This is a genomic window from uncultured Shimia sp. (assembly GCF_947498095.1).
Classification (GTDB): domain Bacteria; phylum Pseudomonadota; class Alphaproteobacteria; order Rhodobacterales; family Rhodobacteraceae; genus Shimia.
In genome coordinates, this window is the sequence record NZ_CANMJE010000002.1 from 47,403 (window position 1) to 71,614 (window position 24,212).

Annotated in this window: 25 protein-coding genes; 6 read left to right on the forward strand and 19 right to left on the reverse strand. The window is 59.7% G+C overall.

From position 1 onward, the window contains the following. Positions 1 to 12: 12 nt before the first annotated feature. On the forward strand, positions 13 to 1,434 hold the full coding sequence (locus Q0932_RS03430) for an FAD-binding oxidoreductase (protein ID WP_299349744.1): 1,422 nt from the start codon (positions 13 to 15) through the stop codon (positions 1,432 to 1,434). A 116-nt stretch (positions 1,435 to 1,550) separates the two neighbouring features. Here Q0932_RS03430 and Q0932_RS03435 read toward each other — a convergent pair whose 3' ends face one another. Continuing rightward, positions 1,551 to 2,090, reverse strand: a complete 540-nt coding sequence (locus Q0932_RS03435) for an adenine phosphoribosyltransferase (RefSeq protein ID WP_299349745.1) — start codon at positions 2,088 to 2,090, stop codon at positions 1,551 to 1,553. 199 nt (positions 2,091 to 2,289) lie between these two features. Here Q0932_RS03435 and Q0932_RS03440 point away from each other — a divergent pair, with 199 nt between their 5' ends. Next, positions 2,290 to 2,469: a hypothetical protein gene (locus Q0932_RS03440; RefSeq protein WP_299349746.1), complete on the forward strand. Its 180-nt coding sequence runs from the start codon at positions 2,290 to 2,292 to the stop codon at positions 2,467 to 2,469. On the opposite strand, the gene Q0932_RS03445 is transcribed toward Q0932_RS03440, so the two are convergent. From Q0932_RS03445 to Q0932_RS03455, 3 genes are all read right to left on the reverse strand, one after another. Beyond that, positions 2,466 to 3,095, reverse strand: a complete 630-nt coding sequence (locus tag Q0932_RS03445; RefSeq protein WP_299349748.1) for a LysE family translocator — start codon at positions 3,093 to 3,095, stop codon at positions 2,466 to 2,468. The genes Q0932_RS03440 and Q0932_RS03445 overlap by 4 nt on opposite strands. Further along, on the reverse strand, positions 3,092 to 3,967 hold the full coding sequence (locus tag Q0932_RS03450) for an S-methyl-5'-thioadenosine phosphorylase (RefSeq protein WP_299349750.1): 876 nt from the start codon (positions 3,965 to 3,967) through the stop codon (positions 3,092 to 3,094). The genes Q0932_RS03445 and Q0932_RS03450 overlap by 4 nt, the downstream gene beginning before the upstream one ends. A 124-nt stretch (positions 3,968 to 4,091) precedes the next feature. Continuing rightward, positions 4,092 to 4,652 (reverse strand): hypothetical protein, encoded by a 561-nt coding sequence (locus tag Q0932_RS03455; RefSeq protein WP_299349752.1) that lies wholly within the window; start codon positions 4,650 to 4,652, stop codon positions 4,092 to 4,094. 217 nt (positions 4,653 to 4,869) lie between these two features. Here Q0932_RS03455 and Q0932_RS03460 point away from each other — a divergent pair, with 217 nt between their 5' ends. Both Q0932_RS03460 and Q0932_RS03465 read left to right on the forward strand, forming a co-directional pair. Further along, positions 4,870 to 5,787, forward strand: a complete 918-nt coding sequence (locus tag Q0932_RS03460) for a proline racemase family protein (protein ID WP_299349753.1) — start codon at positions 4,870 to 4,872, stop codon at positions 5,785 to 5,787. Positions 5,788 to 5,897: 110 nt separating this feature from the next. Further along, on the forward strand, positions 5,898 to 7,568 hold the full coding sequence (locus Q0932_RS03465; protein WP_299349754.1) for a SulP family inorganic anion transporter: 1,671 nt from the start codon (positions 5,898 to 5,900) through the stop codon (positions 7,566 to 7,568). Between the two features lie 17 nt (positions 7,569 to 7,585). Here Q0932_RS03465 and Q0932_RS03470 read toward each other — a convergent pair whose 3' ends face one another. From Q0932_RS03470 to Q0932_RS03480, 3 genes are read right to left on the reverse strand one after another with little or no spacing between them, the layout of a single operon-like run. Then, the gene (locus Q0932_RS03470) at positions 7,586 to 8,227 is read right to left on the reverse strand and encodes a glutathione S-transferase (RefSeq protein ID WP_299349755.1); all 642 of its coding nucleotides are present in this window, start codon (positions 8,225 to 8,227) and stop codon (positions 7,586 to 7,588) included. Beyond that, positions 8,221 to 8,859, reverse strand: coding sequence for a CatB-related O-acetyltransferase (locus tag Q0932_RS03475; protein ID WP_299349756.1), 639 nt, complete (start codon positions 8,857 to 8,859; stop codon positions 8,221 to 8,223). Before Q0932_RS03475 ends, Q0932_RS03470 begins: the two co-directional genes overlap by 7 nt. Before the next feature lie 2 nt (positions 8,860 to 8,861). Next, positions 8,862 to 9,467, reverse strand: coding sequence for a flavin reductase family protein (locus tag Q0932_RS03480; protein ID WP_299349757.1), 606 nt, complete (start codon positions 9,465 to 9,467; stop codon positions 8,862 to 8,864). Positions 9,468 to 9,559: 92 nt separating this feature from the next. On the opposite strand from Q0932_RS03480, the gene Q0932_RS03485 reads away from it, so the two are divergent. Both Q0932_RS03485 and Q0932_RS03490 read left to right on the forward strand, forming a co-directional pair. Next, the gene (locus tag Q0932_RS03485; protein ID WP_299349759.1) at positions 9,560 to 10,051 is read left to right on the forward strand and encodes an N-acetyltransferase; all 492 of its coding nucleotides are present in this window, start codon (positions 9,560 to 9,562) and stop codon (positions 10,049 to 10,051) included. Positions 10,052 to 10,082: 31 nt separating this feature from the next. Next, entirely contained in the window at positions 10,083 to 10,871 is a 789-nt protein-coding gene (locus tag Q0932_RS03490) for an EcsC family protein (protein WP_299349760.1), read from the forward strand. Positions 10,872 to 11,118: 247 nt separating this feature from the next. On the opposite strand, the gene ptsP is transcribed toward Q0932_RS03490, so the two are convergent. The 12 genes from ptsP to Q0932_RS03550 form a co-directional block, all read right to left on the reverse strand. Then, positions 11,119 to 13,368 (reverse strand): phosphoenolpyruvate--protein phosphotransferase, encoded by a 2,250-nt coding sequence (gene ptsP / locus Q0932_RS03495; RefSeq protein ID WP_299349762.1) that lies wholly within the window; start codon positions 13,366 to 13,368, stop codon positions 11,119 to 11,121. Positions 13,369 to 13,553: 185 nt separating this feature from the next. Then, positions 13,554 to 14,792 (reverse strand): aspartate kinase, encoded by a 1,239-nt coding sequence (locus tag Q0932_RS03500; RefSeq protein WP_299349764.1) that lies wholly within the window; start codon positions 14,790 to 14,792, stop codon positions 13,554 to 13,556. A 184-nt stretch (positions 14,793 to 14,976) separates the two neighbouring features. After that, the gene (locus tag Q0932_RS03505; protein WP_299349766.1) at positions 14,977 to 15,621 is read right to left on the reverse strand and encodes an SDR family NAD(P)-dependent oxidoreductase; all 645 of its coding nucleotides are present in this window, start codon (positions 15,619 to 15,621) and stop codon (positions 14,977 to 14,979) included. A gap of 12 nt (positions 15,622 to 15,633) precedes the next feature. Continuing rightward, positions 15,634 to 16,107: a DUF1178 family protein gene (locus Q0932_RS03510; protein WP_299349768.1), complete on the reverse strand. Its 474-nt coding sequence runs from the start codon at positions 16,105 to 16,107 to the stop codon at positions 15,634 to 15,636. 91 nt (positions 16,108 to 16,198) lie between these two features. After that, on the reverse strand, positions 16,199 to 16,681 hold the full coding sequence (locus Q0932_RS03515; RefSeq protein ID WP_299349770.1) for an NUDIX hydrolase: 483 nt from the start codon (positions 16,679 to 16,681) through the stop codon (positions 16,199 to 16,201). A gap of 150 nt (positions 16,682 to 16,831) precedes the next feature. After that, positions 16,832 to 18,274 (reverse strand): aminotransferase class III-fold pyridoxal phosphate-dependent enzyme, encoded by a 1,443-nt coding sequence (locus tag Q0932_RS03520; protein WP_299349772.1) that lies wholly within the window; start codon positions 18,272 to 18,274, stop codon positions 16,832 to 16,834. Further along, positions 18,219 to 19,322: an enolase C-terminal domain-like protein gene (locus Q0932_RS03525; protein ID WP_299349774.1), complete on the reverse strand. Its 1,104-nt coding sequence runs from the start codon at positions 19,320 to 19,322 to the stop codon at positions 18,219 to 18,221. Before Q0932_RS03525 ends, Q0932_RS03520 begins: the two co-directional genes overlap by 56 nt. A gap of 106 nt (positions 19,323 to 19,428) precedes the next feature. After that, positions 19,429 to 20,541, reverse strand: a complete 1,113-nt coding sequence (locus tag Q0932_RS03530) for an enolase C-terminal domain-like protein (RefSeq protein WP_299349775.1) — start codon at positions 20,539 to 20,541, stop codon at positions 19,429 to 19,431. Between the two features lie 223 nt (positions 20,542 to 20,764). Continuing rightward, a complete protein-coding gene (locus Q0932_RS03535) occupies positions 20,765 to 21,877 on the reverse strand; it encodes a mandelate racemase/muconate lactonizing enzyme family protein (RefSeq protein WP_299349777.1) in 1,113 nt (370 codons plus the stop codon). Continuing rightward, entirely contained in the window at positions 21,874 to 22,476 is a 603-nt protein-coding gene (locus Q0932_RS03540) for a dimethylsulfonioproprionate lyase family protein (RefSeq protein WP_299349779.1), read from the reverse strand. Before Q0932_RS03540 ends, Q0932_RS03535 begins: the two co-directional genes overlap by 4 nt. Further along, positions 22,473 to 23,051, reverse strand: coding sequence for a dimethylsulfonioproprionate lyase family protein (locus Q0932_RS03545; RefSeq protein ID WP_299349781.1), 579 nt, complete (start codon positions 23,049 to 23,051; stop codon positions 22,473 to 22,475). Before Q0932_RS03545 ends, Q0932_RS03540 begins: the two co-directional genes overlap by 4 nt. Further along, positions 23,048 to 24,130 carry an alcohol dehydrogenase family protein gene (locus tag Q0932_RS03550; protein WP_299349782.1) on the reverse strand — a complete coding sequence of 361 codons (1,083 nt, stop codon included), beginning with the start codon at positions 24,128 to 24,130 and terminating at the stop codon, positions 23,048 to 23,050. The genes Q0932_RS03545 and Q0932_RS03550 overlap by 4 nt, the downstream gene beginning before the upstream one ends. Positions 24,131 to 24,212: the final 82 nt, after the last annotated feature.

The following is a 24,212-nucleotide window of genomic DNA, read 5'->3' on the forward strand; positions in this document are numbered from 1 at the left end:
TAGGACAGGGACATGACCCTTACTTCTGTTTCGACGCCGTTTCTCGACGCGCTTGCCCAATCCCTGCCCGAGGGAACCCTGCGCGAGGCGGAACCCCGCTATCTCGAAGAGCCGCGCGGCCGGTTTGTCGGCTTGGCCTCAACCGCCATTGCCTTGCCACGCACCGTTGACGAGGTGGCGACCATCGTGGCCGCCTGTAATGCGGCTGGGGTTCCGGTTGTGCCCTATGGTGGCGGCACCGGGTTGGTCGGTGGTCAGGTCAAACCTGACGGCGCCGTGCCGTTAGTCCTGTCGCTGGAGCGTATGAAAGCCATCCGCGCGGTCTATCCGTTGGAAAATGTCATCGTGGCCGAAGCAGGTGCGATTTTGGCAGATGTCCAAACCGCTGCCGATGACGCGGATCGATTGTTTCCATTGTCGTTGGCCGCCAAGGGATCCTGCACCATTGGTGGCAACCTGTCGACCAACGCAGGCGGCGTGAATGTCCTGCGTTATGGCAATACCCGGGATCTCTGTCTGGGCATCGAGGCGGTCATGCCTTCGGGCGAGATTTGGCACGGTCTGACACGGCTGCGCAAAGACAACACAGGCTATGACCTGCGCAACCTTATGGTTGGCGCCGAAGGTACGCTGGGGGTCATCACCGCCGCTGCGCTTAAACTCTCTCCGCGCCCGGCGTCCCTCGGGACGGCGTTCATGGTGGTCGAAGGTCCCGCCGCGGCACTGAAACTCTTGGCTTTGGCCCGCAGTCATGTGGGCGAGGCGGTCAGTGCCTTCGAACTTATACACCGGCAGGGCCTTGAGTTTGTCGCCGAGACCTTGCCGGACATTCGTCAACCCTATGAGGCGCCGCCACAGTGGATGGTGCTTGTCGAACTGGGTCTTTCGCAGGACGCGGATATCGCGCTTGAAACTCTGTTTGCCGAGGCACTGGAGGCCGGATTGGTCCAAGATGGTCTGATCGCCCAGAACGCAGGCCAACGTCAGGAGTTCTGGTCTTTGCGAGAACATATCCCAGTGGCCAACAAACGCATTGGGTCGGTGTCCAGTCATGACATCTCGGTACCACTTGGGGCGCTGACCGAGTTCATTGACGTTGCCTCTCAAAAAATCATGGATCTCGGCAAGTTCCGGATCAATTGCTTCGGTCACCTCGGCGATGGCAACTTGCATTTTAATGTCTTCCCGCCCAAGGGAACCCATCGCGACTCATTGGTTCACTTGCGGGATGAGGTCAAAAGGATCGTGCATGACCTGTTGCACGAGATGGAGGGGTCTTTCAGCGCGGAACATGGGGTTGGTCGCATGAAAACGGCAGATCTTGAGCGCTATGCTGATCCTGTGCGGCTGACAGCGATGCGGGCGATCAAACAGGCGCTGGATCCCAATGGCATCATGAATCCCGGTGTGATCCTAAACGCGCCAGAGACGTAAACACCCCGCACCTTTGGGGAAGGCACGGGGCGTGATTGATCCCAAGCGGGATCGTGCAAGCAATGTCGGAACCCAACCGATGTCGGATCATACCGGTGAAATCGTTGAGAATTCCTTTACAGGCCCTCGAACTCGCACAGGACCGCGACATTCATCCCCATGTCTTCCAGACGTTTCCGCCCACCCAGTTCCGGCAAGTCGATAATGAACGAGCACGCCAGGATTTCGCCACCCAGCCGTTCAATCAGTTTGATACCCGCTTCGGCGGTGCCGCCGGTGGCCAAGAGGTCATCCACGACCAGAACGGTTTCTCCAGGCTGAATGGCGTCATCATGGACTTCCATGACCGCTTCGCCATATTCCAGCGTGTATTCTTCTGAGATAGTGGCGCCGGGCAGCTTGCCCTTTTTGCGGATCGGCACGAACCCAACGGACAATTGGTGCGCAATGGCGCCGCCGATGATAAACCCGCGCGCCTCAAGCCCGACAACCTTGTCGATACGCTCGCCTGCATAGGGGTGCAGCATCTGGTCAATGGCCATCCGAAACCCGCGTGGATCTGCAAATAGCGTGGTCACATCGCGGAACAGAATGCCCTCATGCGGAAAGTCTACGATGGTGCGGATATAGTCTTTGACGTCGTTGCTTTTGCGCATTGCCAGATCCTTTGAAATTGTGTTGTGCCCGGTTTCGCCGATCAAGCTGCCTGGTGCAAGTGGCGGATGCGCGCATCGGCTTAATCGGATTGATGTAGGTCATTCCAATTTCCGCATATAGCGGGTTATAATGTATAGCGAATATGCAGCCCAAGTATATGCATTCCCAAGACAGCTTTCATGAAAGGTGCGCCCGGCAATGGCCAAGAAAGATGGCAAAAAATCTGGCAAGAAGAACAGCCAGCTTGTGTTGCGCCTTGATAAGGATGAGCGCGACGCCTTTGTCGATCTCTGCCAAGAGATGGACACCAGCGCAGCCCGCGAAATCCGTCACTTCATTCGCCGTTTCATGAAAAAGAATGCGGACCGAGACGACTAGGTCGCGCGCCGCAACATCGCTGTCATAAACCCCATGCCCATCAAGGTTACACCGCCAAGCCGGGTCAATCCGCGCATCACTGCCGGGCGTGACATGCGGCTGCGCAGCCGATCTGCCAGCAGTGCATAGGCCAGCGCGTTGATGGCTGCGAGACCGACAAATGTGACCGTCAAGATCGACATCTGAAGTGCAATGGCTCCATTCGGGTCGATGAACTGTGGCACGAAGGCGATGAAAAAACCGATGCTTTTGGGATTGAACGCGGTGACCATGGCGGCGTGGGTGAACACGGCGCGTGGGCTTTCAGCCGGTGTCTCGATCAAGGTATCGGTTTGCGCGTATCTCGCACCGCGCAACATGCGCCATCCCATCCAGATCAGGTAAGCGGCCCCGATCCACTTTACGATCAAAAAGGCCGTGGCCGAGGCCATCACCAAGGCTCCAAGGCCGACCAGCGTGGCAGTCATCGCAATCGTATCGCCGACAGCAACGCCTGCGACCGTAGCCAAGGCCACTCGACGGCCTTGGGTCAGAGCATAAGACAGCACCAACAGGATCGTCGGACCGGGTAACAGCAACAGCGCCATTGAGGCAGCGGCAAAGGTCAACCAGATGTCAAAGCTCATGCCAGAACCCGACCGGCAACATCCGAAAGCTTCGCGACCATGTCCGGGTCACGCGCGTCTGGCGCCGTGAGAATGGCAAACTCAAGCGCACGATCACAGCCATGCGGGCAGGGGGCACGGTCGGCGCCCAGCAGGGCCGGCAAACGCCCAACAAGGTCTCGGCCCTTTTGTGCATTGCCCATCAGGGTCTTGATAATCTCAGAGACATCAACCTCACCATGCTTAGGATGCCAACTGTCATAGTCGGTAACCATAGCAACCGACGCATAACAAAGCTCGGCTTCCCGGGCGAGCTTTGCCTCGGGCATGTTGGTCATGCCGATCACGTCACAGCTCCAGCTTTCGCGGTACATTTTCGACTCGGCAAGCGATGAGAACTGTGGCCCTTCCATCGCTAGGTATGTGCCGCCACGATGCACCGTGATCCCGGTATCTTTGGCCGCCGTCTCACAAGCATCCGACAGACGTTCGCAGGTTGGGTGCGCCACGCTGACATGCGCCACAAGGCCTGGACCAAAGAATGACTTTTCCCGTGCAAAGGTTCGGTCAATGAATTGATCCACAACAACAAAATCACCCGGCGCCATGCGTTCGCGAAACGAGCCCACAGCAGAAACCGAGATCACGTCGGTCACCCCGATCTGCTTTAGTGCCGCGATATTGGCCTGATAGGGTACCGAAGACGGCGTGTGCACATGTCCGCGCCCATGACGCGGCAGAAAGGCCATTTTCACACCATCCAGAGTGCCCGTCAGAATCTGGTCTGATGGTGCGCCCCAAGGGGTTTCCACCGCGTCCCAAGTGGCGTCTTTCAGCCCGTCAATCTCATAAATACCTGAGCCGCCGATTACGGCAATCATGGTCTCGGTCATGGGGTGCTCCTGTTGAAATGCTTGCGCTATTCTTGGCGATTGACGCCGGGCTTTGCAATGCGCGAAACCACATGAAAACCCACATCGGCACCGCGTTGGCAGGCTTGTAAAGTTCCTTTGCCGGTCAGTTCATAAGATCACGTGCCTCTGCCACGGTTGCGAAGTCGTCCCATGCGGCCCCGAACGCATCCAGCGGCCAGATCAGGTCCTGCGGTTGACCGTGGCGATCGCGAAAGGTAAACCGAAACGCGCCGCCCGCGCGCATTTCCCGCAACAACGCCGCGCCGCTGTCGCCCGTAAAGGTACAGTCAAGCCCGGTTAAACACCCCGGCCAGTTGCTCTGCCAGACGTTTGTCCCATCGCGCTCGATCCGAAACGCACCCGGAAGAAACAGCGTCCCGGCTTCCATGCCAAAATCAACTTCGGCGCTGGCTTTGTCCGCCGACGGTGTCACGAACAAAAACTGCGCCGCGAATTTCGGGCGCGGAGAAAAGACATCGACGTAGCGGATGTAGCAACGCTGCTTCAGCGCGCCCTGTTCCTCGCGTTCGTCGCACAGCACGTTCCAGATGTCGTGGATCTCGTGATGTGTGACACGCCAGTTCCCGGGCGTGTCATTGCCCTCAAGGTCTTGCGCCAGAAGGGGCGTGGCCAAAAGTGTGAGAATGAGAATAATCTTAGACATGTGGCCCTCCGGTTTCCCCTGTTGTGGGCGAAAGACTGGCACACAAGGAAATCACGTTGCCGCGACAATTTTGTTGGACCCCAGTTCTGGTGGGCGCTTTGTCGTGTCGTGACCGCTGAGTGTCGCGCTGCAGAGATGACAGGCCAGTGCCAAGCCAGCTATGACAAAAACACCAAAGGGTCGCACGGATAGATGTGCCAGAACTGGAAAGGGCAGGGTGCGGGCAAAAGTTGCGGATATCGAGATATGCGGAGATACCTTTCGCGTCGTGCTGGAAGGGGCCCCGCAGTTGCAGGCTGTCACGCCGCAGAACGTGCTGGCTGAGCTGCGCGCCAAGCATGAAGACTTTCGCCACTTTCTCTTGGATCCGCCGCGTGGGCATAGGGACGTGAATGCCTGTTTGCTTTTGCCACCTGTGTCCGAAGTGGCTCTGAGCACTTTGGTTGTCGCGGCCCAGTTTGGCTATGCGCCGGTGGCTGGAACCATGTTGATGGCCGCGAGTACGGCGTTGATCGAAACCGGTGCGCTGACGCCAGATAACCCCGGACAAGTGCGGTTTGACACCGCCGCGGGCCCGCAACACGTGTCGATCGTCAATAGGGATGCCGAGTCACCACAAACGATTTGGCATACGCCCGCTCCAACCCTCTGTGTGGCCCATGGCGATCTGGCGCTGGATGGGCGCAGCGTCCCAGTCAGCCTTGTACACTCCGGATTGGTTTATGTGGTGGTGTCGGCAAGCGATCTCGGCCTTTCCATGCAGGATCATACGGCTTTGTCACAGGCGGGGTGCACCGTCAGTGCTGCCGCGCTTGAGGCTTTCCCGGTGGCCGAGCATGGCCTGGCCGAAGTGGGTGAGGCCTATCTGGTCATGATCGTGGGCGAGATGGAGCGGCAAGGCCCCTCTGCCGAGGTCAATGTCGCGTGGGTGTCGGGCTCGGGGCTTGTGGCGAATTCGGCAGGGGGCACCGGGGCGGTTGCCGTTGCAGCTCATGTCACGGCATCGGGGCAACTGGACGTGGGCGCGCCTTTGATCGCTCGTGCACCGGGTGGTCCATTTGAATGCCGACTGTTCAAAGATCGGGCAGAAGTTGCCGCAACGCCCAAGCTGATCGCGCTGAAAGAGCTGATTTAGCCCCAATCCAGACCCGGCCCACAATGCTTTGCATATCAACTGTTGTGCGATTGCAGCATATCCGTTAGGGACGCGACAGCGAACACTCCCTAATTTTACAGGTATTCCGTATGAGACGCGCCGCGCTGGCCCTCTTGGCCAAGAACATTTCCCCGCCCAACCTCTCTGTCATGCAGGACGAGGGGTTCTCGATCGGGCGGTTGCGGACCGAGGTTCTGTCGGGCCTGACCGTGGCGCTGGCACTGGTGCCCGAGGCCGTGGCCTTTGCCTTTGTTGCCGGGGTGCACCCGCTGGTGGGGCTATATGCGGCGTTCCTCGTTGGTCTGATCACAGCGATCATCGGCGGCCGTCCGGGTATGATCTCGGGTGCAACCGGCGCGCTGGCCGTGGTCATGGTAGCGCTGGTCGCGCAGCACGGTGTCGAATACCTGTTCGCGACCGTGGTGTTGATGGGCGTCTTGCAGGTCATCGCCGGTGCAATGCATTGGGGCAAGTTCATCCGATTGGTGCCGCACCCGGTGATGCTGGGTTTTGTGAACGGCCTTGCTATCGTTATTTTCCTCGCGCAGATGAGTCAGTTCAAAGTGCCGGGCAGCATGGTCTCTGATGGTCATGGCATGACCGGTGGCGAATGGCTAACGGGCATGCAGCTGGCGACCATGCTGGGCCTTGTGGTGCTGACGATGGTCATCGTTTGGGGTCTGCCCAAAGTGACCAAGATCATTCCCGCACCACTCGCGGGCATCGCGATCACGGCTTTTGTGGTGATCGGCTTTGGTCTGGACGTGCCGCGCGTCGGCGATATGGCCTCGATCCAGGGTGGGTTCCCAAGTTTCCACGTGCCTTTTGGCGAAGGGCTTGGCATCTATGGCACGCCTCTGGCGCCGTTTAATCTTGAGACGTTCTGGATCATCCTGCCCTATGCGGTGATCCTCGCAGCGATTGGTTTGATTGAAAGCCTGCTAACGCTGAACCTTGTCGGTGAGATGACCGGCAAACGTGGCGGCGCAAGCCAGGAATGTATCGCGCAAGGTGTCGCCAATGTGACCACCGGTTTCTTCGGTGGCATGGGTGGCTGTGCCATGATCGGTCAGTCGATGATCAACGTGAAATCCGGCGGTCGTACGCGGATTGCAGGCATCGCAGCCGCGCTTTTTCTGTTGCTCTTCATCGTTGCCGCCAGCCCGCTTATTGAACAGATCCCGCTGGCCGCTCTGGTCGGAGTGATGTTCATGGTGGTGATCGGCACATTCGCGTGGAACTCGTTCAAGATCATGCGCCGCGTGCCCTTGATGGACGCATTTGTCATCGTGCTGGTGACCGTTGTGACTGTGATGGAAGACCTCGCCGTCGCCGTTGTGGTCGGCGTAATTGTCTCGGCGCTTGCCTATGCGTGGCAAAACGCTCGTCGCATCCACGCCATCACCCGCGAATCTGAGAGTGATCCAGGTGCCAAGGTCTATGAGATTCAAGGCCCGTTGTTCTTTGGCTCTTCCGAAGGCTTCATCGAGCTCTTCGACATTGCCCATGATCCCGACCACGTGATCGTCGACTTCAGAGAAAGCCGAGTTGCGGATCAGTCGGCCCTGCAAGCGATCGAGGCCGTGGCCGCCAAGTATCAGGCCGCAGGCAAGCAAGTGGCCCTGCGCCACCTCAGCCGCGACTGTCACCAATTGCTCAGCCGAGCAGGTCATCTGATGATCGACAGCGACGATGATCCTGAATACGAGATTGCCGTGGATTATTCAGTCCGCACAGGCATTCTCGGCGGCGGTCATTAGATCGGATTGTGCGGGTGTTACGTCACTCTTAGCTCATCATACGAGACCATCACGTGCTCGCGAAATGCGGGGCGCTCTGTAAGCCGTTCGAAGTACGCTTCGAGCGCTGGCAAGTTGGGGCGTGGAATGTCGATGTCGAAATAGCGATAGAGCACATGGCCGAGTTGAATATCTGCAAGCGTCAGGGTGCCTGACGCGAGATAGCGCTGCTTTGTCAGTTGTGTTTCAGCGATGGCCAGCTTGTCCTCCAGCGTGGCCAGCGCCACGGCAATCGCGTCCGTGTCCTGTTGGTCCGGTGCCGTGCGCACCGCGCGCCAGAACACCGGCACAGTGAAATTCATCGCGACATTCAGCTTGGCCCAATCGGCCCATTTGTCGACCTCAGCCTGTTCCACCATATCAACTGGCCAGAGCGTTCCTTGCCCATACCGCCGTCCGAGATAGCGCAGGATTGCCCCGGTCTCCCACAAAGGCGCGATGCCGTCGTCTTCAATCACGGGAACCGTGCGATTGGGGTTCAGGGTATAAAAGGCGACGCTGTCCACAACACCGTAAGTGTGTCCCGCGTCATGGCGTACGTGCTCCAGCCCCAATTCGCCCACGGCCCACATCACGGCTTGCACGTTGGATGAGGTTTTACGTCCCCAAATCGTCAGCATGACACGTCTTCCAACGCGCCAATGTCACCCGCAAGGATAGCCGGCAGCGCCGCTTCAATCCGGGCAACCGGCCAATCCCACCACGCCAAGGCGATAAGCCGCGCAATGGTGTCGTCGTCAAATCGTTTGCGGGCGACTTGTCCGGGGTTGCCGGTCACGATGGCATAGTCCGGCACAGTGCCCCGCACTACTGATCCGGCGCCGATAATGGCGCCATGCCCGATCTCGGCCCCCGGCAGGATCAGCGCGCCATACCCAATCCAGACATCATTGCCGATCACCGTATCGCGGGTGTCAGGCTGAAACGCTTCCATATTGTCAGGATCAAAGATCGGGAATGGATAGTAACTTAGCCCATCGGTCGAATGGTTGGCCGAACTGGTCAGGAATCGCACGCCATGCGCAATCTGGCAAAACTTGCCGATGCTTAGCGATTCTTCGGAACAGGCAAACAGATAGGGCGCTAGGCGATGGGCCCAATCCTCCGGCGGTTCAAAGTCCGAGGCATAGCTGAACGCGCCAGCCTGAAATCGTGGGTGATCGATGGCCTCAGACAGAAACACCGTACCCGCATGGGCCGACCCGTCCGGTAGCGTAATTGGATAACGGCGTGACGGGTCTGGCAGAGGCATGGTCAGTCGTCCGGTCGGGCAAGGGTAAATGTGTTGTCGACTACAGAATAGTCGCGATAGCCCAGTCGTGCCAATGGGCGAAAGGTCGAGACATCAAACAGCCCATCGACGATACAGTCGTCTCGCATGTGTATGCCCACCACTTCCCCGTGGACGACATAGTTGTTCTCGCCTTTCATCTGCAGGATCTGCGTGACTTCGCATTCCATACTTGCAGGCGCATCGATCAGGCGGGGACAGTTAATGGTCTCACAAGGGGCCGCGGTCAAACCTGCCCGCGCAAACTCGTCCACATCCTTGTCAAACCCTGTGGTCGAGACATTCATGGCGTCCTGCATCGCCTCGGCCACCAGATTGATGCAAAAAACGCCGGTGGCGCGGATATTGGCCAGCGTGTCCTTGCCATTTTCCTGATCCGGCTTGGTTCCGGTTGAGGCAAACATGACTTGCGGTGGCACATAGGCGGTTCCGTTGAAAAACGAATAGGGTGCAAGGTTCTTAACGCCGTCTGCATCTTCTGTTGAAATCCAGGCAATTGGGCGAGGCGCAATCAGAGCGTTATAGGGGTTGTGCGGCAGGCCGTGACCGTCCTTGGGGCGATAGAACATCTGTTAACTTTCCTTTGGTTTGCCCAACAGGTAACGTCGTGCTAGGGCGGTTTCCACGAAAAAATGGCAAAGAAGAACATGGGGCAGGTCCGGTGTACCGGCTGACAGTGGAAACAGACAACGACTGGTGGGAGGTCGAGGCCCTCTATGACTTGTGCTTTGCGCCGGGACGTGAGGCCTTGTCATCCTACCGGTTGCGCGATGGTGTGCCCCCGGTGGCCGGTCTGTCTCTGGTGGCGCGGGATGCGGACGGTGTTCTGGGTGGCGCAATTCGCTATTGGCCTGTGCATGTAGGTACCCATGATGCCCTGTTGTTGGGTCCCGTCTCCGTGCACCCCACACGACAGGGAGAGGGGCTTGGCGGGCTCTTGATCCGCGAAAGTCTGATGCTGGCGCGGCCCTTGAGGTGGACTCGGGTGATGTTGGTGGGCGATGCGCCGTACTACCGCCGTTTTGGCTTTGAAAAGCTCCAAGGCGTGGTGATGCCGCCGCCGACCAACCCGGACCGCGTGCTGGGTCAAGAGTTGGACTTGGGCGCCTGGCAAGGGGTCGCGGGCGATGTGATCCGTTGGGACAAGGGTTGAACCCAACGTTTTGGCCCCCAATCTATACCCTATGGCTGAAGATTTGATTTTACAGGCCCCCAAAGGCTTTAACGCGGCAACGGACGCCGAACTTGAGCGTTTGATTGCCCGGTACCGCAATGCAGGTGGCATCGGTTTTGAACTTTTGAATGCGCTGGGAGGGCAGGCAGAAGACCTGCTCGACAAGCTGCCAGCGCCTGTGCGCGACGGGCTCGAAGGCGCGACGGAAAAGGCGCTCTTTAAGGCGATGAAGCTGGCACACGGCTCGCGCAGCGTGGTTGGCGATCGAGTCGGGTGGCTCAATGCCGCCGTGGCCGGCGCGCTTGGTGCGGTTGGCGGTGTCGGCGGCGCGCCCACCGCTTTGGCCGAAATCCCGATCACTACCACCGTCCTCTTGCGCGCCATTCAGGGCGAAGCGGCCAAGCTGGGTTTTGACCCGGCCTCGGAGAACATCCAGTTTGACTGCGTGCAGGTTTTCGGTGCCGCAGGTCCGCTGGCCAAGGATGATGGCGCGGATATGGGCTTTGTCTCGGCGCGGCTGGCGCTGACCAGTGGAACGATGCAGACGGTGATTGCCAAGGTGACGCCTAAGCTGGCCGTAGTCTTGGGGCAAAAACTCGCGGCCCAGGCGGTGCCGGTTTTGGGCGCAGTCGCTGGGGCGACGGTGAATTTTTCCTATCTTGGTTATTACCAGGAAATCGCGCACGTGCACTTTGGCCTTAGAAAGCTGTCGATTGATAGCGGCGTTTCACATGAACACTTGGTCGCGGAATTAAAGCGCCGCATGGAGCCTGCACGCCTTACGGGCGGCAGCGTTTAACGCCCGTTTTGAAGCCTCCGGCGGGAGTATTTTTGGCAATACGAAGGCTCGTTTGCGCTTGGTTAACCAATTTGTTCCAATCTTTCAGAGCGCCACAGGCTGGAGAGCCGATGGGCGTGCAAAGCGAAGCCCCGGCAGGATAAATCCGTCAACCAAGAGGTAAAGCCAGCCGGGGTAGCGCCAAAGCATGCTTCGTATTGCCAAAAATACTCGCGCCGCAGGCCATGCACCCCGCCGGGGTGCATGTTCAGTTCGGGCCGCGCAGGTATTCCATCACTGCAGGGCGCACCGATTGATCGCCACGCTCGCGAGCATCCACGATAACCTGGCGCAACTCGCCGAGGTTGGTGCGTCGGATCAGAGATTTCACCGGGCCGATTGAGGCCGGACGCATCGACAGGATGCGCAGGCCCATGGCCGCAAGACAAATGGCCTCGATCGGGCGACCAGCGTCTTCACCACAAAAGCTGAGCGAGGTGCGTTTCTCAGTCGAATTGCAGCGGTTCACGATGCCTTCGATGAAGCTCAGAAAGCTGACATTCAGCGTGTCATAGCGTTTGCGCACACGTTCGTTTTCACGGTCAGCGGCAAAGAAGAACTGTTTCAGGTCATTGCCGCCGATGGACAGGAAGCCAACCTCTTCAAAGAACTTCTGCGGCGCAAATCCCAGTGACGGGGTTTCCAGCATCGCCCCCAGTTCCAGCGTTTCGGGCAATGGATGACCCAAGACACGCTCGCGCTCTTTGGCTTTTTCCATTTCCGCGAGTGCAGCGGTGTATTCCTCTGATTGGGCGACAAACGGGAACATCACCGTAAGAGGACGCCCGTTGGCGGCTCTGAGCAAGGCCTGCAATTGCATCCGCATGATCCCCGGCTTGTCGAGACCAACACGGATCGCCCGCCACCCCAACGCCGGGTTGGGTTCGTCTTGCGGGGTCATGTAGGGCAAGACTTTGTCCGAGCCGATATCAAGCGTGCGAAACACCACGCGCTTGCCGTGGGCAGCGTCCATCACCCGCGAGTAAAGCGCGGCCAGTTCGGTACGTTTGGGCATTTGGTTGCGGATCAGGAACTGCAGCTCGGTGCGGAACAGGCCAACCCCTTCGGCACCAGACCCATCGAGGCTGGGAAGGTCGGCCATCAAGCCCGCGTTCATATGCAACTGGATTGTCACCCCGTCCAAAGAAATTGCGGGCTTGTCGCGGATCGAAGCATAGCGCTGCTGCGCCTGAGCCTGCATCGCCATTTTGTCACGAAAGGCCGTGACCACGTTCTCGTCCGGGCGCAGATGCACCGAGCCAGCGTCGCCATCAACAAGCACATGATCCCCGTTCAGGGCCTCGGTTGTGACGCGGTCGGCGTGGATCACCAGCGGGATCGCAAGCGCGCGCGCCACGATGGCGGCGTGGCTTCCGACAGACCCTTCTTCCAGCACGATGCCTTTGAGGTTACGGCCGTACTCTAATAGTTCCGCCGGCCCGATATTGCGGGCGATGAGGATGGGATCGGTGGGCAGTTCCGCACCGGTCTCAGCGCCTTGTCCCGTCAGAATACGCAACAGCCGGTTCGACAGGTCATCCAGATCGTGCAACCTGTCGCGCAAATAGGCATCTGTCACCTGCTCCATCCGGGTGCGGGCGGTGTTTTGTTCTTTTTCTACAGCGGCTTCAGCGGAAAGGCCTTGGGCGATGTCATGCTCCATCCGGCGCATCCAGCCTTTGGAATTGGCAAACATGCGGTAGGCTTCGAGAACCTGCAGTTGTTCCTTGTCGCCACCGGCCGCTCCGTCGAGCATTTTGTCGACACCGACGCGCAGTTGATCAACCGCGTCGTTCAGGCGCTTGGCTTCGACCTCGGGGTCTTCGGCAATCGGATTGGTGACCACCACCCGTGGCTCATGCAGCCAGACATGGCCTTCGGCGGCGCCTTCCTGAGCGCTGCCGCCTTGAAAGACAACAGATTGCTGATGCAACGCGCCCATCGCGGCATTGTCGCCAATAAAGGCGCCAAGTTCGGTCATTTCGGCCAGAACCATTGCCACCACTTCGAGGGCATAGATTTCATCGGCCAGATAGTCGCGCGCGTCCTTGGATTGCACGACCAGAACACCCAGATTGTCGCCAAGGCGCTGGATCGGGACGCCGCAGAAAGATGAGAATATCTCTTCGCCGGTTTCCGGCATGAACCGAAAGCCTTTGGCCGATGGGGCGTCGGCGGTGTTCACGATACGCGAGGTCTTGGCAACGCGCCCCACAAGACCCTCGCCAATGCGCAGGCGGGTCTGGTGGACCGCTTCAGGGTTAAGGCCTTCGGTGGCGCATAATTCAAGGGTTTCGTCGTCGCGAAACAGGTAGATCGAGCACACTTCGGTGCCCATAGAATTCGCGATCAGATGCGTGACCCGGTCAAGGCGCGCCTGACCCGCGCTGTCTTCGGCCAGCGCATCGCGCAAACGGCCCAGCAGCTTGCGGCTTTCGGTCTCGGTACGTTCAGCCATTGTGCCCCGTATTGTCCCTGTCGGTTCTCTTTGGGTTGAATAGACCACATGCCGATGCAAATCGAAACGCGTTTTTCGATCTCGCCCTGTGGCAATGGCGGCTTGCGCGAGGTTTTGCCTTATCTTCAAGCACAAAGCGCCCCGCAATTCGCAAGGCGCTTTGTCTACAGTTTTAGATGCTGAGCTTAGGAGGCTTTTTCCAGTTCGAACGCATCGTGCAGCGATTGAACAGCCAGTTCCATGTACTTGCGGTCGATCAGCACCGAGATCTTGATTTCGGAGGTGGTGATGACCTTGATGTTGACGCCTTCGTCACTCAGCACTTTGAACATCTTGGCGGCAACACCCGATTGCGAGCGCATGCCAATGCCAACGACCGAGACTTTGGCGACGTCCAGATCGACATCCAGTTCGGTAAAATTCAGCCCGCCCGAGGCCTTCAGTTCGGCCATCGCTTTGTCGGCGCGCGACACCTGATCGGTGGGCAGGCTAAAGGTCATGTCCGTGCGACCCTCTTCCGAGATATTCTGCACGATCATGTCTACATTGACGCCTGCATCTGACAGGCACCCAAAGATGATCGAGGCGATCCCCGGACGGTCGGCAACCGAGATGAGGGTCATTTTCGCTTCGTCACGGCTGTGGGCGACACCGGCAACTACATTGGATTCCATGATTTCCTCCTCATCGCAGACCAGCGTGCCGGCCTCATCGGATTGTTCTTCAAACGAGCTGAGCACCCGCAATTTCACTTTATAACGCATCGCCAGCTCGACCGAGCGGGTTTGCAACACTTTTGCGCCAAGCGAGGCCAGCTCCAGCATCTCTTCGAACGCGATCTTGTCGAGCTTGCGGGCCTTGGGAGACACACGGGGATCGGTGGTATAGACGCCGTCCACATCCGTATAGATATCACACCGTTCGGCCCCGAACGCTGCGGCAAAGGCCACCGCCGTGGTGTCCGACCCGCCACGTCCCAGCGTGGTGATGCGGCCCTCGGGGCTGAGCCCCTGAAAGCCGGCTACAACGGCGACACGCATGCCTTCGTTGAACTTGGCAGTGATATTGTCGGTGGGAATGTCTTCGATCCGCGCGGCCGAGTGTGCGGACGTGGTCAGCACCGGCACCTGCCAGCCTTGCCAGCTGCGCGCAGGCACATCCATTTCCTGCAGCGTCAGCGCCATCAGGCCCGCGGTGACATTTTCACCGGACGAGACCACGGCGTCATATTCGCGTGCGTCAAACAAGGGCGAAGTTTCATTGACCCAACCGACCAATTCATTGGTCTTGCCGGACATGGCCGAAACGATGACGATCACGTCATAGCCTTTGGCGACCTCAACGCCGATGCGTTTTGCGGCCCGCTTGATGCGGTCCGGATTGGCGACCGAGGTGCCGCCGAATTTCATCACGAGAACGGGCATGGAGCTTCCTTGCGCTTGGTTCGGGGGGCGGTTTACGCGCAAGGGGCCTCAGAGGCAAGCGGGGTGGGATGTCGCGGGGAAAACTTTTACGAGTTTTTGGACCATCGGGTAAGGGCGCTGCCCCTCTTGGCCGCTGGAGCGCCCAATTCACCCCGGATTACTTCTGGCAATACGAACTCGGGGATCAGAACGCGTGGGGGCGCCCGTCCCATGTCAGGAAGCAACCGGTGCTCTCCAGATCGAGATCGTCAAAACGGGCCATCAGCCCATCCGCGCTGTCATCCACGGTGATGTCGGCGTTTTGCGTGCCCATATCCGTCTTGACCCAGCCGGGATGATAAATGCCCACGGCAATGCCGATGTGGCGCAGGTCAGTGGCAAGGTTGCGTCCAAGGTTCAGCGCGGCGGCCTTAGAGGCGCGGTAGATATATGAGCCTCCGGGCGCGTGTTCCTGGCTTGCCATCTGCGATGAGATGATCGCGATCTTGGGCTGGCTTGCCAGCTGCAGATTGGGCAACAGGTTTTGCACCGTCAGAAACACGCCTGTGACATTGGCCGCAAAGGTGTCGGCCCACATGTCAGCCGGGTAGCCGTCGGCAAGGTTCTGACCTTTGTCAGGGTAGACACCGGCATTGCAGATCAACAGATCTACTGCGCGGCTGTCGAGCGCCTTGGCCATCTCCGTGTGATCGGCGGGTTTTGTCACATCCAGTTGCAGGAATTCGCCGCCGGATCGGGCGGTTCCCGTCACCACATGTCCGGCAGCGCGGTAGCCTGTGTCCAGCGCCTGTCCAATACCTCGATTTGCGCCGGTGATCACCACATGCATCTGCGAATTCCTCTAGTTGGTTTTGCGGCCCGGTCGGAAGGGCAACGGTGTGACGGGCACGCCGTCCTCGACCAGGGCCTTGGCGTCTTCCAGCTTCGCCTCGCCGTAAATCGCACGTTCAGGCGCATCGCCATCGTGCATGGCGCGCGCCTCTTTTGCGAAGTTCATGCCAACGTAGTCCGAGTTTTCCTCGACCTGCTTTTTCATATGCGCCAACGCCTGTTCCAAGTCATTGGACGGCGTGCTGAGCGGGCCGGGAGTTGGGCCGGGGGCTGGATCGGTGTTTGCCTGGGGCTCTGTTGGTGCGGTTGCGGCTTTGCGGGCCGGGCGCACGCTGGGGGCCATCATTGCTTTTTCAACGCCAGTATCACCACAGATCGCGCAAGAGACCATGCCCGCGGATTTGAGCTTGTCATAGGCTTCAGCCGATTGAAACCAGCTGTCAAACCGGTGGTCCTGACGGCATTTCAGCGTGTACTGGATCATGCGAGGTGGCGCCTTGTAAGCTCAAAAAACACGCTTTGATGCGTGGTCTACTAAAGATAAGGCTGCACCCGGGGCGGATCAAGCAGAATGCTCAGCTCAGGCTTTCAGCGTCAAAGTTGCGCAAAATCTGGGCCAGCTCCGGTTCGCGTACCCGGTCTGCCGCCTTTTTCGGGCTCATCCATTTGCGGCGACGTTCATGCGCTTCTGGGTAGGCCGACGTCACTTTGCGCACCGCAAGCGGGTAGACTGAGACAAAAACCGGGAGTTTTTTCATGCCCCGGCGCGTTTCGATCAGTTTGACATAAGTATAGAATCCGGCGGGCTGTTCAAAGACCGTGCCTTTGACGCCGGCTTCTTCCCAGGCTTCCTGTGCGGCAGCAGCAGCGGGTGTTTTGCCGCTCATAGGCCAGCCCTTGGGGATAGACCAGCTTTTGGTGCGGCGCGTGGTGATCATCAGGACCTGGGTTTTGCCATCACGCACGCGATACACCAACGCCCCAAACTGCGTCCGCAGGTCGGTCTTGCGCGCTTTGCGCAGCCGGATCGGCTTTTGTTTGGGAAGATGGAGCGTCATACCGCTCTTGCGCCTGCCTGTTTTTCTGCCCTTCATTTGATGTCAAAGATAGTTCAGCTTGGCCTTTCGGCCAAGCCAGTTTCACAAAAACTTCACAAAATATTGCGTCTGGGCTGCAGTTTCGCACCACATGCGCGTAGATTGACTGGGTTAGCTGTCCGTCTGCCGGTCCGCGATATCAAGGGTCTTGTCCAGAATCTCCAAGCCCATCAGCAAGTCCTGTTCAGAGATATTCAAAGGCGGGGTCAGGCGGATGATGTTGGAATAGAATGACAGATAAAGCCCTTCGGTCATGGCAAAACTCATCATCTCGGTCATCGGTTTGGCAGCATCTCCTTTGGCCGCAAAGGGCACCAAAGGCTCACGGGTCTCGCGGTTCTTGACCAGTTCGATGCCATTGAACATGCCAAGGCCGCGAATGTCGCCGATCGACGGGTGTTTCTCGGCCAGCTTGTGCAATTCCGTGCGCAGTTTCTGCCCCATCGTTGTGGCATGGGTCAGAGTGTCTTCTTCCTGCATGGCGCGGATGGCCGCAACGCCACTGGCACAGGCCAAAGGGTGTCCTGCATAGGTCAGCCCGCCGGGTAGGGGCGTGCCCCGCATCCAGTCGTGCAAGTCCTTAGACACTGACATGGTGCCCAGCGGCACATAGCCCGAGTTGATGCCCTTGGCACTGGTGATGATGTCGGGCTCAATGCCCCAGTGATCCAGCGCGAACCATTTGCCGGTGCGGCCAAACCCGGCCATGACCTCGTCACAGATCAACAGGATGCCGTGTTTGCGGCAGGTGTCAGCGATGGACTGCATGTAGCCGTCCGGCGGCAGGATGATGCCATTGGTGCCAACCACGGTCTCAAGGATTACCGCCGCCACGGTCTGCGGGTTCTCATACATCAAAAGCTCTTCCAGATGTGGTCCACCCAGGCAGACCGGGCATTTGGTTGGGTCCTCGTGCCCCATGGGGCAGCGGTAGTGATAGGGGTCCAGCATCCGCACCACGCCCGGCATGTCGGCACGTGTGAGATGATGACGCGGATCACCTGTGAGGCTCAGCGTGCCCCCGGTAGCGCCATGATAGCTGCGATAGCGGGCAATGATCTTGGTGCGCCCGGTGTAGTGCCGTGCGAGCCGAATGGCGGTTTCATTGGCAGCGGACCCACCGGTGGTAAAAAAGGTCGAGGTGATATTGGGTGGCGTGATCTCGTTCATGATCGCGGCCAGCTCACTGCGCACGTCCGACCCCATCGCGGGGCCGATATAGCATAGCTTGTCGGCCTGATCCTTGATCGCCTGCACGATCTTGGGGTGTTGGTGGCCAAGATTGGCATTGACCAGTTGCGATTGGAAGTCGAGGTACCGTTTGCCATCACTGTCCCAGAACCAGGAGCCGCTGGCGCCGGTGATGACGCGTGGGCGCCCACCCTGATTCGACCAGCTTTGCAAGTAGTGGTCCGCGTGCATGTCGCGCACCCATTCGGGGTCGTGGGTCGGGTAAGCGTTTGAGAGATCGTCCATCGGTTTTAGGTCCTTGGAGGCGTTAATCGAATAGGGCAGCGGGCTGGCCGAGCACATGCGGGTCTGGCGTGATGCCAAGGCCGATACCCTCTGGCGGGGGAATACGACCATTTTTCCGCGTCGGCAGGTCAGGGGCGAGGCGGGGGCCAACATAGTGGCAGAGATCACAGACGTTCATGATGCCGCGTTCGGGCGTGGCCGCCCCGAGGTGTAGGACAGTGGCGGTGGTGATGTCGCTGCCCCACGTATCCTCGATACACATCTGCGTGCCGAGCGTCAGGCAAAGATCACGGATGCGGCGCATGTTGGAAAGCCCGCCCATCTTTGAGAGTTTCAGCGCGGCGGCATCCATGATACCCGCCTGATGCCCGGCAATGACCGAAGCCATGTCATGGGCGCTCTCATCCAGCTTCATCGGCAGGCCCGTTGCGGAGCGCACCTGGGCGCATTCTTCGAGCGTTGCACAGGGTTGTTCCAACATCACGTCGAGATACGCTACCGCGCGGCCTACACGGGTGGCCGTCAGCGCATCCGCACCGCAATTCCAATCGCCATAGACCAGCGGGCCGGGGCCCACCGCCTCGCGCACCTTGGTCAGGCGCTCAACGTCAGCCTGCCAGTCGCCATCGGCGCCGAGCTTGACTTGAAACTGTCGCATGCCTTGGTCAAAGGCGTCGCGGGCCATGCGTGCCATCTCGTCCGGGGCAATGCAGGTGATCGAGTGGTACAGCGGCATGTCCTTGACTGCCCGTCCGCCGAGCAGCGCAAAGAGCGGCAAGTTGGCGGCCTGGGCGGTCAGGTCCCAAAGTGCGGTGTCTAGCGCAGATTTTGCATAGTCATGGCCGATCAGGTGTTTGTTGAGGCGTTCCATCAGGGCTTCGGGGCCGACCGGGTCAGCGCCGATCAAAACGGGGATCATGTCCTCGATGGCCGGGATCACGCCCTTGGCATAGGCGGGCAGGTAGTGCGGGATCGGGCAGACTTCGCCCCAGCCTGAAAGGCCGGTGTCGGTGTCGAGCCTTACGACGACCGTTAGCGTGGTGTCACAGGTTTTGCCGTCCGCCATGTAATAGGTTTCATGGCTGGTCAGCGGCAATTCCCAGGCGGTGATGCGGGTGAGTTTCATGGCGCGTCTCCATGTGGTTGCGCCGCCTTTGGGGGCAGGGGGGCGTTGCCCCCCTCTGGACCTCTGGTCCATTCACCCCCCAGGATATTTTTGGCCAAAAGAAGCATCAGGGCATCTCGTAGCAAGCAACGGGGGCGCCAAGAGCGTCCTCGTCCGGGGCTACCCCGAGACCGGGCGTTTCCGGCAGGTGCAGGTGGCCATCGATATTGCGCGGCCCACGTCCGCCCGCGATGTCCACGGTCAGCATGTCCTGACAGGCCCAGACCGCGTGGCAGTTGGCGTCGGGGATGGTGGCGGCAAGGTGCAGCGCCTCGGTGTCGGCCAGCACAGAACCACCGGTGGCCATCACGAACATATCGATGCCATGGGCTAGCGCGACGTCGCGCATGCGGGCGGCTTTGGTCAAGCCGCCGACGCGGTTCAGTTTGATGCCAAAGATTTCGGCCAGCCCGTCGCGGGCGATGCGGGCGGCATCCTGCAGGGTGACAAGGCTCTCATCGACGCTGACCGGTGCGCTATGCAGCGGGCGGATCGCGGCGATGTCGTCGAGCGTTTCGCCGGGTTGTTCGAACATGACCTGCAGGTCTTCGGTCGCATGCATAACGCGCAGGGCCTGCTGGCGGGTCCAGCCGCGGTTGACGTCATAGAGTACGATCTCACCGGGCAGGCGGATCGATTCCACGTCACGGACGCGGGCGATATCCCGTTCCACGTCGCCGCCAATCTTGACCGAATGAGCGACATAGCCGCGCTGGCGGTAACGATCCATCACGGCGCGGGTTTCATCGACAGTTTTGGCCCCCACGGACGAGGCGATCGGGCGCGGCGTATGGCTGCCGCCGCCCATCAGATCGGCAATCGGCAGACCTGCGGCTTGGCCCGAGATGTCCCAGCAGGCCATGTCGATGGGGGACTTGGCGTAGAGATGGCCAGGCAGGGCAAGGTCCATGGCGCGCTCGACGTCCAGCACCCGACGTGGGTCCAGCCCGAGGATAAAAGGGGCCATGGTCTCGATCCCGGCGCGAATGCCGGGGCCGTGGGCAGGCACATATGTGTGGCCCCAAGGCGTGCCTTCGCCCCAGCCGGTCAATCCTGCGTCGGTCTCAACCTTGACCAATGTGGCGTCCAGCACCTCGAACTTCAGTCGCCCGCCTGAGAGCCAATAGGGGTGCTCGAGCGGCAGGTCGACATGGAAAACTGTGATGCGGGTGATTTTCATGTGGACCTCGCTTGGGGGTTGACGGTGGCGCGAGCGATGTGCCAAACAGCGCTCCTCAGAACGGAGAAGACCAATGGAAAGCAGTAGTCGGACATCATCACTTCTTTAAGGAGGGTGAAGCGGGAAGGTTCCCGCAGGCGACTGCTAATCGTTCTGTTCCTATTGGAATGTGGATCGAGACCACCGCCCTCCGCCATGTGCGGGAAGGTTTGTGCATCATAACTCATGCAGCCTCTCCCCATGTTGCAACAGGTGCGCCAAGACTGTCGAAATCTGGCGTAACGCCTAGGCCCGGAACATCCGTCGCATAAAGCCTACCGCCCATGGTTGATGGGCCTCCGATCCCGGTATTGCGTGTGTTGTAATTCATCAGGTCGGTCGAGTTGATCAGCATCTCGGGCGGTGTTGAGGTGGCAAAATGTGCCACGGCAGCGGTGGTGATCTGCCCGCCCCATGTATCCTCTGAAACAACTGGAATGCCGTGGTCGATCAGGAAATCACGCACCCGGCGGGCCTTGGACAGGCCACCAAGGTTGGAAATCTTCAGGCAACAGATCTCGGCACCACGATCATTCACGATGCGCCGAGCCATGTCGATCCCGGTGACACATTCGTCCAGTTTCATCGGCTGCTCGGCCACGCGGCGGACCTGTTGGCACTCTTCGTAAGTGTGACAGGGCTGTTCGAGGATAAAGTCCAGATCACGCGTCGCTCGCGCCACACGGATAGCATTGTCTACGCGCCAGCCCTGATTGGCGTCGGCCATGGCCTTTTCACCGGGTTTCAACAGGGGCACGACCTCACGAATACGGTCGATGTCCGTCACCCAGTCGCCACCCACCTTGATCTGAAACTGCCGGTAGCCGCTGGCCCGGTGCTGGTCCAGTTCCAGAATGGTCTCGGCAACGGATTTCTGGGGCGCCACCCGATACATCGGTGCGCCATCGGTCAACTTGCCCCCCATCAGCATCCAGATGGGCTGATCCGTTGCCTGTCCGAGAATGTCCCAGAACGCGGCATCAAATGGCGCCTTGGCATAGCCGTGCCCCTGAACCACGTGGTCCATCAGCCGCTCCATTCGGCCCAACTGACGCGGATCCTCGCCCAACAGCTTTGGGGCTGCGAGGCGGGCAAAGGCTTCCACCCCTTCGGAATGCGCCACCATGTAGTTCTCGCCGCAAGGGGTGAACTCACCACAGCCCTGCACTCCTGCGTCTGTATCTATTACCACAACACTGGCCATGGCCGTGTCGATGGCATTGCCCGCGCCCCAACCATAGGTGCCCCCCAAATAAGGCAGCGGTGTCTTATAGATGCGGATACGAGTGATCTTCATCTGTCGCCCTCTGGGTAGGTCAGCACCGGCTTTACGCCCATATTGCCGCGCCACAACACCAGCGCCATGAAAGGCGTGTCATGGGTTTGGGTGGCATGGGGGCGGTTGGATGGGTGGAACACATGGGTGCCCGCACCCAGTGTCTTGGGCGCGGCGCCGTCCATCAGGAACTCGGCCTCGCCGGCGAGGATGTAATAGATCTCTTCCGCCGGGTGATGGTGGAAGGGATAATAAAGTCCCGGCGGCATATAGACGACATAGGCGCCCATCTCGGGGGCCGCGAATGGCCCGCCCCCCCCAATCAGGCAGTAACAAGCAAAGCGTTGCATGAAATCGTCCCCCATGCGGGTGCCCTTGTAGGTCTCGCGCCACTGGGCTTGCGGGCTGGCCGCGATAAAGGCGTCGCGCAGGGCCGCCGTGGAGGGCAAGGCGGACAGGTTCGGGTCCTCTTCCATCAGCGCGGCAGCGGGGATGCGGTGGGGGATAACCTCTTGCGGGGCCAGTACTTCGGGCAAATCGCAGAACGCCTGCAACGCGGGCTCGGTGCTGTGCAGCACACGGAATTCGCGCAGCAGGGTTTGAAACGCGGGGTGGGTCATCTGTCCATCCTCGGCAGGTCCGCCAATCCCGGACCGCGCCACAGCACAAATGTCAGGATGGGCTTAACATGGGTCGTCATGGCATGGCTTTGCCTGCTGTCATGAGCCCGAGTCTGTCCGGGTTCCAGCGTAAGCGATCCGTCAGAACGGTGAAATTCGGCCCCGCCTGCCAGACAGAGGTACAATTCCTCGGCCTCGTGGCTGTGCCAGTCATAGTTCAAACCTTCACCCCAATAGGCGATATACCCCCGCAAGGATGAGCTGTTGAAATGCCCCGTCGGGCCAAACAGTTCGAAGTACCCATAGTGGTTGCGGAAGTGGGCGCCGACTTCTTCCTCGGTGTAGGTGCGTTTCCAGGCCGCCACACCCGAGGCCGCGCGCACCGCGTTGATCAGCGGCTGGGTCATGTCGATGCCCCTTAGAGGAGTTTCGGCTATGATTTTCGTGGCAGGGACGGGTCGTGCGGGCAGGTTGGCTGGGGCCAGATCCTCGGGCCAGGGTGCGTAATCTCTGAGATCCGCATGATTGGCATGCAATTGCCGCGCGGCCTCCAGCACTGCCCCAAGTCCACTCATGGCACCACCACGATATTACCGGTGTGTTTCTTAGCGATAAAAGCCGCTTGCGCCTCACGCAGCTCTGACAGGCGGTAGGTCGCTGCCAGCGCGGGCTTAACTTCACCCGCCTCGATGTATTTGACGAGGTTTTGCGTGACGATGGGATCGATCACGGTTGAACCGGTGAATGTGAGGTCACGCAGGTAAAACGTCCGCAGGTCGAAATTCACCATTGGGCCGGCGATGGCACCGGAACAGGTGTACCGCCCGCCGCGTTCGAGGATATCGATCAGGGTGGGCCAATAGTCGCCGCCCACGACATCCGCCACAACGGTGATTTTCTCATCCCCCAGTGCCGCGCGCAGGTCTTTCGGTCCGCGCGGCAGGATGCGATCTGGACCTAGTTCGGCCACATCCGCGTGTTTCGCCTCGGACGCCAAGGCAATCACCCGCGCACCTCTGCGTTTCGCCAGTTGCACCAATGCACCGCCAACACCACCCGAGGCGCCGGGTACCAGAACCGTATCCTCTGCGCCGACATTGGCGCGGGTCAACATGCCTTCGGCGGTCGAGTAAGAACAGGAAAACGTCGCCAGTTCCGCGTCGCTGAGATCGGACCTCACGGCGATTACGTTGGTCGACGGGATCACCGTGTACTCGGCATAGCCCCCATCCAATTCCGAGCCGTAATAGCCTGTCTTGTCCTTGTTGTCTGGATCGTCCGGATCGCGCAGCCAGTTGTCGGTGATCACACGTTCACCAACGCGGGCAGAGGCGACGCCCTCACCGACAGCAACGATCTCACCGCAGACATCCGCACCCTGAATGCGTGGGAAGGTCAGTGGGCGGCCACCCCATGTGGGGTCATCTTCGTCGACCTCATCAAAGGCCCCGCCCGTAGTGGCCTCGTCCACAGCCTTAGAGTACCAGCCCGACCGGGTGTTGACGTCAGTATTGTTCATCCCACAGGCGCCAACCCGGATCAGCACCTGACCCGGCGCTGGGCTGGGGGTCGGCCAGTCCTCGTGCCAGTGATATTGGTCCAGATCGCCGTGGCCCATCAGAACCATGGCTTTCATTGTGGTTGGGATTGTCATGCGCGTTGTCCTTTGTTTCGGGCTGGGGAGGGGCCAGCCCCCATCGCGCAAAAGCGCGGTTCCCCCGGAGTATTTCTGGCAA

What these genes read in the sequence shown, in the direction of transcription:
- Q0932_RS03440 (WP_299349746.1), top strand. Translation starts at nt 2,290, where the DNA reads ATGGCCAAGAAAGATGGCAAAAAATCTGGCAAGAAGAACAGCCAGCTT.
- Q0932_RS03445 (WP_299349748.1), bottom strand. Translation starts at nt 3,095, where the DNA reads ATGAGCTTTGACATCTGGTTGACCTTTGCCGCTGCCTCAATGGCGCTG.
- Q0932_RS03450 (WP_299349750.1), bottom strand. Translation starts at nt 3,967, where the DNA reads ATGACCGAGACCATGATTGCCGTAATCGGCGGCTCAGGTATTTATGAG.
- Q0932_RS03530 (WP_299349775.1), bottom strand. Translation starts at nt 20,541, where the DNA reads ATGAAAATCACCCGCATCACAGTTTTCCATGTCGACCTGCCGCTCGAG.
- Q0932_RS03500 (WP_299349764.1), bottom strand. Translation starts at nt 14,792, where the DNA reads ATGCCCGTTCTCGTGATGAAATTCGGCGGCACCTCGGTCGCCAATCCG.
- Q0932_RS03430 (WP_299349744.1), top strand. Translation starts at nt 13, where the DNA reads ATGACCCTTACTTCTGTTTCGACGCCGTTTCTCGACGCGCTTGCCCAA.
- Q0932_RS03435 (WP_299349745.1), bottom strand. Translation starts at nt 2,090, where the DNA reads ATGCGCAAAAGCAACGACGTCAAAGACTATATCCGCACCATCGTAGAC.
- Q0932_RS03455 (WP_299349752.1), bottom strand. Translation starts at nt 4,652, where the DNA reads ATGTCTAAGATTATTCTCATTCTCACACTTTTGGCCACGCCCCTTCTG.
- Q0932_RS03525 (WP_299349774.1), bottom strand. Translation starts at nt 19,322, where the DNA reads ATGAAACTCACCCGCATCACCGCCTGGGAATTGCCGCTGACCAGCCAT.
- Q0932_RS03540 (WP_299349779.1), bottom strand. Translation starts at nt 22,476, where the DNA reads ATGACCCACCCCGCGTTTCAAACCCTGCTGCGCGAATTCCGTGTGCTG.
- Q0932_RS03480 (WP_299349757.1), bottom strand. Translation starts at nt 9,467, where the DNA reads ATGTTCTATCGCCCCAAGGACGGTCACGGCCTGCCGCACAACCCCTAT.
- Q0932_RS03550 (WP_299349782.1), bottom strand. Translation starts at nt 24,130, where the DNA reads ATGACAATCCCAACCACAATGAAAGCCATGGTTCTGATGGGCCACGGC.
- Q0932_RS03465 (WP_299349754.1), top strand. Translation starts at nt 5,898, where the DNA reads ATGAGACGCGCCGCGCTGGCCCTCTTGGCCAAGAACATTTCCCCGCCC.
- ptsP (WP_299349762.1), bottom strand. Translation starts at nt 13,368, where the DNA reads ATGGCTGAACGTACCGAGACCGAAAGCCGCAAGCTGCTGGGCCGTTTG.
- Q0932_RS03535 (WP_299349777.1), bottom strand. Translation starts at nt 21,877, where the DNA reads ATGAAGATCACTCGTATCCGCATCTATAAGACACCGCTGCCTTATTTG.
- Q0932_RS03515 (WP_299349770.1), bottom strand. Translation starts at nt 16,681, where the DNA reads ATGACGCTCCATCTTCCCAAACAAAAGCCGATCCGGCTGCGCAAAGCG.
- Q0932_RS03510 (WP_299349768.1), bottom strand. Translation starts at nt 16,107, where the DNA reads ATGATCCAGTACACGCTGAAATGCCGTCAGGACCACCGGTTTGACAGC.
- Q0932_RS03505 (WP_299349766.1), bottom strand. Translation starts at nt 15,621, where the DNA reads ATGCATGTGGTGATCACCGGCGCAAATCGAGGTATTGGACAGGCGCTG.
- Q0932_RS03545 (WP_299349781.1), bottom strand. Translation starts at nt 23,051, where the DNA reads ATGAGTGGACTTGGGGCAGTGCTGGAGGCCGCGCGGCAATTGCATGCC.
- Q0932_RS03490 (WP_299349760.1), top strand. Translation starts at nt 10,083, where the DNA reads ATGGCTGAAGATTTGATTTTACAGGCCCCCAAAGGCTTTAACGCGGCA.
- Q0932_RS03475 (WP_299349756.1), bottom strand. Translation starts at nt 8,859, where the DNA reads ATGCCTCTGCCAGACCCGTCACGCCGTTATCCAATTACGCTACCGGAC.
- Q0932_RS03470 (WP_299349755.1), bottom strand. Translation starts at nt 8,227, where the DNA reads ATGCTGACGATTTGGGGACGTAAAACCTCATCCAACGTGCAAGCCGTG.